This window comes from Methylobacterium oxalidis, assembly GCF_007992195.1.
In the GTDB taxonomy this organism is placed as follows: Bacteria; Pseudomonadota; Alphaproteobacteria; order Rhizobiales; family Beijerinckiaceae; genus Methylobacterium; species Methylobacterium oxalidis.
Window position 1 is genome coordinate 1 of the sequence record NZ_BJZU01000269.1, and the last position, 1,702, is coordinate 1,702.

The 1,702-nt window shown below is 64.3% G+C and carries 1 protein-coding gene and 1 pseudogene; both read right to left on the reverse strand.

Annotation, left to right across the window (positions count from 1 at the left end; genetic code table 11):
- Positions 1–113 precede the first annotated feature (113 nt).
- Entirely contained in the window at positions 114–500 is a 387-nt protein-coding gene (locus MOX02_RS30445) for a hypothetical protein (protein WP_147029484.1), read from the reverse strand.
- A 351-nt stretch (positions 501–851) separates the two neighbouring features.
- Positions 852–1,412, reverse strand: a pseudogene (locus tag MOX02_RS30455) (site-specific integrase); the annotation flags it as partial.
- Positions 1,413–1,702 lie beyond the last annotated feature (290 nt).

Below are 1,702 nucleotides of genomic sequence, written 5' to 3' on the forward strand. Positions count from 1 at the left end.
CCAGCTAGATAGCTAAAGGATGCGAGGGTCAAATCGCCAGTCGCTGAGACAAGCTGACAGAAACTCAGCGGTGCCCTTTGCCAAGGCTGAAGGCGCGCAGCGCTTCGTCGGAGTTAAGCCGCGCGCCCGACGTCGAACCAGACACTTTCCAGCACTTTGGCGCGCCAGTCTGCATGAGCCGGGGCCAACTGGACGATGTGCATGATGGCCTCATCCAAGGCATCAAGCCCGCCGGCCTCGTAGATGTCCTCACCGAACCGGTGCAACTCTGCCCAATGATCCGCGTCAATCGAGTTGACGACAAGGCAGCTGAAAACGGGTCCGAGCTGAGTTCTCCCGGGCTCCCGCCACGTGGTGAGATTCCCGCCATCGCTCACGGCATGGAAGATGGAGCTTGCGGCGTTGCTTTCTGCGATGGCTTCCAGCAGTGCGTCAGCTGCGTCTTCAGCTAAGGCTGCCCGGTGGTCTAGCGCCGCTGCATATTTTGGATCGTCCGCCATGTCGGATCCTCACGCAAGCTGATGAGCAAGCTCCTCATCCTCGCGCGAGCGCGTTGCTGCGTCGAGCCCGCGCGCAGAGCACCAAGCCGCGAAGGCGCACTCGCGAGCCTCGTAGGCTGAGCGCAGGGCGCTGTCTGGCTCGCCACGCCCGCTTGGCTTGTCACGGTGGAAATATGGGTTGCCGCCGTAGAGACCTCGCACTTCGCGCGCCCAAGCCTCATCTGCGGCCGCAAACTGCTCATCGATCTGCGCAAGCCGGTCTGGGTGCACCACGGCAGGGCTCCTTCGGATAGGGGAACCCTCGCCACCCAAAACGTCCCTGCCAATACCAGATGTTATAGCGGCCAAGGCTTACAAGAACCCGCTCCCCGAGCGATCCTTGAAAGCGTTGGCCCGGCGGATGTAGCCCAGCACCATCCACGGGTCGCGGTGGCCGCTCTGATCCATGATGCGGGCGAGATCAGCGCCCCGCTCGGCCGCCGTCGTGATGTACCCAGCGCGCAGCGAGTGCTCGGCAAAGGTCGAAGCATCGAGGCCGGCGGCAGTGGCATACTTCTTCACGATGTCGGCAATGGCCTGCGTCGTCAGCTGACCACCCTGGCGCAGGTTGCCGGACCGCGAGATGGGCCGGAACACGGGCCCGTCCGTGATGGCCGCAGCTTCCAGCCACTCGCGCACGATGGCGACGGGTCTGATGAAGCGGCCGTGCGGTATCGCCTTCTCAACATCCCTGCCCTCCTGATCGGTCTTTGAACGCCGTACAAAGACGCGCAGCCAGTCCTTGTCCTCGCGGAGGTCAGCCACGTCGAGCGCGGCCAACTCGGCGCGGCGGAGACTGCCAGCAAACCCGAGGGCCAGCAGCGCGCGATCCCGCTTGCCCGTGAGGGTGTCGGGCATCCGCATCAGCATGGCGGCGACTACGTCGGCGGTCGCGGCGGCCTTCTACGTTGGCTTCAAGCCCGTGCGGCGCCGGATGCCTTTGACGGCAGCGTGCACGCCTTCGTCTTGGGTGGGGGCAGGCAGGCAAGCCAGCTCCTGGGCATACCGGATCGCGGCGAGCCGACGCCCGACTGCTATGTGGGATCGCGAGGGCGCTTGGGAGTGCTAGCTATTCGCCTGCTCGGCGGTGACTTCCACAATCTGACCATCCGCATCTAGCACTTGGAAAGCCGCCTCAATTGAACGCAGCTGATAGGCTAGGG

Coding starts and splice junctions, on each gene's coding strand:
- MOX02_RS30445 (WP_147029484.1), bottom strand. CDS start 500: ATGGCGGACGATCCAAAATATGCAGCGGCGCTAGACCACCGGGCAGCC.